This is a genomic window from Rhodococcus sp. 5G237 (assembly GCF_053764735.1).
Genome location: NZ_JBSNCD010000015.1, coordinates 41,694 through 48,128 on the forward strand (window position 1 = coordinate 41,694; position 6,435 = coordinate 48,128).

At 58.9% G+C, this 6,435-nt stretch carries 6 protein-coding genes; 5 read left to right on the forward strand and 1 reads right to left on the reverse strand.

Annotated elements, in window-relative coordinates; translation table 11 throughout:
- Positions 1 to 21: 21 nt before the first annotated feature.
- From ACWPOC_RS25035 to ACWPOC_RS25055, 5 genes are all read left to right on the forward strand, one after another.
- Positions 22 to 1,968, forward strand: coding sequence for a flavin-containing monooxygenase (locus tag ACWPOC_RS25035; protein WP_455409500.1), 1,947 nt, complete (start codon positions 22 to 24; stop codon positions 1,966 to 1,968).
- A gap of 14 nt (positions 1,969 to 1,982) precedes the next feature.
- Positions 1,983 to 3,635 (forward strand): AMP-binding protein, encoded by a 1,653-nt coding sequence (locus ACWPOC_RS25040; RefSeq protein ID WP_455409501.1) that lies wholly within the window; start codon positions 1,983 to 1,985, stop codon positions 3,633 to 3,635.
- Positions 3,613 to 4,056, forward strand: coding sequence for a Zn-ribbon domain-containing OB-fold protein (locus tag ACWPOC_RS25045; protein ID WP_455409502.1), 444 nt, complete (start codon positions 3,613 to 3,615; stop codon positions 4,054 to 4,056). Before ACWPOC_RS25040 ends, ACWPOC_RS25045 begins: the two co-directional genes overlap by 23 nt.
- Before the next feature lie 134 nt (positions 4,057 to 4,190).
- Positions 4,191 to 5,234, forward strand: a complete 1,044-nt coding sequence (locus ACWPOC_RS25050; RefSeq protein ID WP_455409503.1) for a thiolase family protein — start codon at positions 4,191 to 4,193, stop codon at positions 5,232 to 5,234.
- A 105-nt stretch (positions 5,235 to 5,339) separates the two neighbouring features.
- Positions 5,340 to 5,975, forward strand: a complete 636-nt coding sequence (locus ACWPOC_RS25055; RefSeq protein ID WP_455409504.1) for a TetR/AcrR family transcriptional regulator — start codon at positions 5,340 to 5,342, stop codon at positions 5,973 to 5,975.
- Between the two features lie 122 nt (positions 5,976 to 6,097).
- Here ACWPOC_RS25055 and ACWPOC_RS25060 read toward each other — a convergent pair whose 3' ends face one another.
- Positions 6,098 to 6,334 carry an integrase core domain-containing protein gene (locus tag ACWPOC_RS25060; RefSeq protein ID WP_455409505.1) on the reverse strand — a complete coding sequence of 79 codons (237 nt, stop codon included), beginning with the start codon at positions 6,332 to 6,334 and terminating at the stop codon, positions 6,098 to 6,100.
- Positions 6,335 to 6,435 lie beyond the last annotated feature (101 nt).

A 6,435-nucleotide genomic window follows, 5' to 3' on the forward strand; every position in this document is an offset into this window, starting at 1 on the left:
ACCGGAGATGGGATTTAACGAGTGACATCAATTGCTGACGACCACTTGAGGGACGCCCTGAAAGTGGCCAACGTACCGACTCTCCAGATGGTGCTTGTGCACCTCACCGGAGACGAATCGTGGATTGCCGACCCGTTCTTGCCGACCGCGCCGGCGGGCCTGAGCATCCACGACTCTGGTGGACTCAGCCACGAGCTCGGGGCTCGGATACGCGACGCTGCTTTCGAGGCCATCCTCGCCTGGCAAGCCGGTAAGCCTGTGGCTCTGGCCAAGCCTTCTCCCGAACAACTGCGCAGGATGGCGTCCGTCTCGCTCGGCGAGGAAGTTCCATCCGAATACGTCCGCCTGATCGAGTCGATCTTGTACGGACGTGAAATGGGCTCGACGATCAGCACGGACGCACCGCCGGCTGTCCCCGAGGGCTTCAACGCCATCATCGTCGGATCGGGTCCCTCCGGCATCGCCGCAGCGATCAAGCTTGGCCAGATGGGTATCCCCTTCGAAGTCTTGGAGAAGGCCGACTCGGTCGGTGGTTCATGGCGCGAGAACCGCTACCCCGGGGCCGGAGTCGACACGCCGAGCCACCTCTATTCGTTCAGCTTCGCGCCGCACGACTGGTCGGCGCACTTCGCGCGCCAGGACGAGATGCTGGCGTACCTGGAGGGAATCGCGGAGAATTTCGATGTGCTACCTCACGTTCGGCTCGGAACGGAGGTGACGAATTGCTCGTTCGACGAGCACACTCGGACCTGGACCGTTCAGACGATCGACAGCGAGGGTTGCTCTTCCACCAGGCACGCGAACATTGTGGTGAGTGCGGTTGGCGCCTTCAATCCGCCGAAGTATCCGACAATTCCGGGAGCGGCGCTGTTCGACGGCCCGATCGTCCACACCGCGGATTGGCCTGCGGACTTAGACCTGACCGGCCTGCGCGTAGCAGTGATCGGGAACGGCGCCAGCGCAATGCAGTTGGTTCCGGCAATCGTGGACAAAGCAGCTCACGTCGACATCTACCAACGTTCACCCCAGTGGGCGAATCCGGTCGAGAAGTCCTTCAGCGGTGCGATTCCGACCGAACTCAGAAAACTGATCTCGGCAGTGCCGCTCTACCGGTCTTGGCTACGAATCCGTCAAGCCTGGATTTTCAATGACAAGGCACACGCCTCCCTGCAGGTGGATCCCTCATGGCCTACCCCTGAGATCTCGATCAATGCAACGAACGACAAAATGCGGCGATACCTCGAAAAGTATATTCGGACGTCACTGTCGGATCGTCCCGACCTGTACGAAAAATCTGTCCCCTCATACCCCCCGTTCGGCAAACGCATGCTCCTCGACCACGGTTGGTACGAGGCGCTCAAGCGTCCGAACGTAGAGCTCGTAACCGACGGCGTGGCAGAGATCCGGACCAACTCTGTCGTGTCCTCGGACGGAGTAGCGCGCGAAGCCGACGTCATTGTGTACGCGACCGGGTTCGATGTCGCCCGATTCCTCTCCACACTTCCCGTTACCGGGCGCAATGGCCTTGACCTGCGGGATGCATGGGAAGACGACAACCCCAAAGCATATCTCGGTCTGACAATCCCGGATTTTCCGAATTTCTTCACCCTGTACGGACCGAACACGCAGTCCGGCCACGGCGGAAGCTTGATCTTCGCGGTGGAGATGCAGCTGCGATACCTTGGCGACCTCCTTACGCAGACTTTCCAAAAGGGCGCGGACGTTGTCGAATGCCGTAAAGATGTCTACGAGAATTACGCAGATTCCATAGACAAAGCGCATTCAACGATGATCTGGAGTCATCAAGGCATGAACACGTACTACAGGAACTCTCGGGGTCGTGTGGTCGTCAACAGTCCGTGGCGGATCGTGGACTTTTGGAACTGGACACGTTCTGTGAATTTGGATGACTATGTTCTCGCCGGCCCGAGCGGCACGGACGGACATGAAAGCACCGACGCAAGTTGAGTACAACGTTGAGCATGAATCAGGAGAACAGCATGTCGCCGGAAGTCGATCAGTCCGTAGCCGAAATGTGGGGATCAACCCCTCGCACTGACATTCTCAGCACCTTCAACGAAGCCGTAAGTGCTGTCCCGGACCGGCTTTTCCTCGATTTCAATGGGGACAGCTACACGTACCAGCGCGCATCCGCGCGAATTTCCGAACTCGCCGGCGGACTCGTCGAGTTGGGTGTCAAGCCAGGGCAGATCGTCGCAGGGATGCTCGACAACAATGCCGAGTCGGTTTTCGGCTGGCTTGCAGCGAATGCGGTCGGCGCGATCTACATGGGGATCAATACCGCTCTCAAGGGGGAGTTTCTCCGCCATGTGCTCGCCGAATCGGGTGCCGAGGTCGTTTTGGTCGAGCCCGATTATGTGCCACGGATCACCAGGATCCACACGGAACTCACCACAGTTCGGACGCTGGTCTATCGCGGTGACGAGCAGGTCGATACATCCCCATTCCAGGGGGTGCGACTGAAGGACTTGGAGGGGTTGAGCGCTCCACCGACTGCCGACATCGATCCGGACGATATCTCCTGTCTGGTCGCCACGGGCGGTACAACCGGTCCCTCGAAACTGTGCATGATTTCGCACAGCTATCTTCTCAATCTGTCGCGGCTGCAGAACCTGGCGCAGGGCAGACGAACCGAGGACATCGTCTGGAATCCGATGCCGAGCTATCACCTGAACCTGCTCTGCACAACAATCGTGTCGAGCATGCTCGTCCAGGGAACTGGCTATGTAGCACCCCGCTTCTCGCTGAGTAACTTTTGGCCCGAGATGGAGAGGTCCAAGGCAACCATCGCGAATCTGCTCGGTGCGATGATCCAATTGGTCGCCCAAGCCCCAGACACGGAAGTGTCCGACCGGTGTATCGGTCAGCTACGAGTGGTCAACGGTGTGCCGTTCCCTGCTGAGATCCAGCAAATATGGCGAGATCGATTCAAGATCCAGATTGCCGGGTCCAATGCGTACGGGACCACCGAGGCCTCTTGGGTCACCTTTCTTCCGGCGGGCGAATACCAAAAGCCGGGCAGCTCGGGCCGTCGGCACGACGACTTCGATGTCAGAATACTGGACGACCAGGGACGCGAGGTGCCCACCGGCACCGCTGGAGAGGTTGTGGTTCGTCCCTTGCGGCCAGGGGTTATGTTTTCCGGCTACTGGCGCAGACCGACCGAAACGCTCGCCGTGATGAAAGACCTGTGGTGGCACACCGGTGACATCGGCAAGTTCGACGAGGACGGCTACTTCTACTTCGTCGATCGGAAGAAGGACTACCTTCGTCGCCGTGGAGAAAACATTTCCAGTTACGAAGTCGAAACCGCGGTTCTACAGCACCCGCTTGTCAGTGAGGTCGCAGCCCATGCGGTTCTGTCCGATCTGACCGAGGACGACCTGAAGTTGACTATCGTGCTGGAGGATCAAGCAACGCTGGATCACCTGGAGCTTTTCGAGTGGCTGACCGATAGGCTTCCGTACTTCGCACTTCCCCGCTACATCGAATTCCGTGACGAACTTCCCAAGAGTGGATTCGGGCGGGTGTGGAAATACAAGTTGCGCGAAGAGGGATGCACGGCCGACACCTGGGACCGGGAGGTGGCTGGTGTCAGCTTCGAACGCCGCTGAAGGGACCATGGAAGCGCTGACCAGACCCCTGCCGACTCTTACTCCGGAGAACGCGGCCTTCTGGGAGAGCGGCAAGGACGGCCGGCTCAGGATTCAGCACTGCAAGTCCTGTGGCGCCTACCAGCACCCGCCGGGTCCGATCTGTAGACGATGTGTCGACAACCGGTTGGAATGGAAGGTGGTTTCGGGAGGCGGCACCGTCCGTGCTGTCACCGTCAACCACTACCCATGGAACTCCTTGATGGAGCTGCCCTATGTCGTCGCCATCGTCGAACTCGACGAACAAGAAGGCTTGTCTTTCATGAGCAATGTCATTTCCTCTGACGAGGAATCCGTGTCCATAGGCATGCGGGTTCAAGTTACATTCGAACCGGTGGGCGATGTCTTCATTCCCCTCTTCGTGCCGGCAGGTACACGATGAGGAACGAACGGTTCGAACTCGATGGGCGAATCACGGGCGTCGGTCAATCCGAAGTAGGTCGACGACTTTCCAAGACAGGACTTCAGCTAACCGCGGAAGCCGCGGTTGCGGCCGTCGCCGACGCAGGATTGCAGATGTCCGACATCGATGGTATTTCCTGCTACCCAGCGGCCCACACGACTCCGGGATTCAACGGCGATGTCGGCCTGGCCCAGGTGTCCGACGCACTGGGCATCAGGCCGGCCTGGTTCGCAGGACTTGGCGAAAGCTCCGTAGGTGGGCCGATCGTAGAAGCATTGATGGCTCTCGCAACAGGAATGGCTGAGCACGTCCTGTGTTACCGGACCGTCACCGAGTCTCAGGCGCAAGCAGGCCTCGGCCGTAGCGCCACGACCGAAGGACATGAGTTCAGGAGCACGGACGTCTTCTTCAATCGGTTCCCGCCGTTCGGCGGTGTATCTGCCGTGACGTGGCTGGCGCTGCAGGCCAACATGCATATGGAACGATTCGGGCTGACTCGCGAACAGTTGGGACAGATTCCCGTCGTGTTCCGTGAGAACGCGGCCCGGAACCCCGCAGCGATCTTCCGTGATCCGATGACGTTGGAGTCGTACCTCACGTCCAGGATGATTTCGACACCATTTTGTCTCTTCGACTGTGACGTACCGGTAGATGCAAGTACGGCAATTGTCCTGTCGCGGGCCGACGTTCTTGCAGACGCCTCGCGTGCCGTGCGTGTGGAAGCTCTGGGTACTGGAGCGCGAGACGGCTTTGTTTGGGACCGAGTCAATTATATGGAGTCGAGTCAACGCGACTCGGCCAGAATGCTCTGGTCGCGCTCGGACCTCACCCGTGATGACATCGACTTCGGAGTGGTCTACGACGGATTCAGTTTTATCGCCATGCGGTGGCTCGAAGAGCTGGGATTCTGCGCCGTAGGCCAAGGCGGGTCGTTCATCGAAGGCGGTGACGAGATAAGAGAGGGCGGCACTTTGCCCCTGAATCCTCATGGTGGCCAACTCTCAGCCGGCCGCACACACGGATTCGGGCTCCTCCACGAGGCTGTGATCCAGCTGCGCGGCGAAGCAGGTGTGCGCCAACTGCGCCGCCATAGTACGGCAGTGGCAGGTGTGGGCGGCGGTCCCTTGTGCGCAGCATTTACACTGCTTGCTCCATAACGGCTACCTGTCGAGGACCTGCGAAAGGAACGGAAGAAAGGGTTTGCTCATCGGTTATCCCGGGTACATATTGGGAAACTCTAGCTATTGAGGGTGGAATGCAAGATGACAGTTTCGGATGAAATGCAGGAGACAGGGGGCGAGTCTGCCTTCCGCCTGGCTCAAACCGCGCGAAGCGAAGCCACCAAGGAGGCTTTGCTGGAAGCTGCGATCGAATGTCTCAACGATTTAGGTTTTGCCAGGACATCGACTCTTCAAATTCAAGAGCGCAGCGGCATCAGCCGAGGTGGGTTACTCCACCACTTCGGGTCCAAGGACGCGATGCTGATCGGTGCCGTCCATCACCTTGCTGAGAATCGTTTAACCAATGTCCAACCCTCGTGCAAGGAGCTGCCGCCTCGAGAACGAGTCAGATATGCCATCGAGTCGCTATGGAAGACATTCGATGGCCCCCTCTTCTGGGCTGCCATCGAACTGTGGGTAGGTGCTCGCACAAATCCAGAATTGGCGGCAGCCTTAAGGCCGGCAGAGAAGGAGACTTGGCGCGTAATCCAAAAAATGTCCGACGATCTCTTCGGCGAAGAACTCTGCAGTAGGCCGCAATACGAACAGTTGCGGGAGGTCATAATTCCAAGTATGAGAGGAGTGGCATTGGCCTACACCATCGCTCCTCGACCGATGGCCCAGGATCCCCATATCGATGCGTGGTGTTCGATCGCTTACTCGATATTGGGCGTGTAAGAGAGATGTTCGGCATCCCCAGTTACACATAGAACGGTCTACGAGGTCCTCAGTCTGCGAGATGCCACGAAAGGCGGCTGATCGACGTGTTCATCGATGCACACACTGACTGGGCCCCATTCTCAATATGCGAGCTGTAGTTGTTGTCTACCCTCGGTCTCCAACCAGTGTGCCCGGAACGCCTCGGGTGATCGGAACTCGAGCGATCCGTGTGGCCGGTAACTGTTGTACTCGATCCGCCAATCGTCAGCAAGGACCTGCACCTCGGTCAGCGAATGGAACACTTCGCAGGCGAGGAACTCGTCCCGAAAACGCCCGTTGAACGACTCGCAGTGAACCGCCCCGGGCTTAGTGCACACTGCGGTTACCTGTGTGCGGCCGACTGGTCGGCACCGAGAGCAGCGTAATACGCAGTCTCGAACTCGAGCGGCGGGACCCGACCCAGACGGTGCATCAGCCG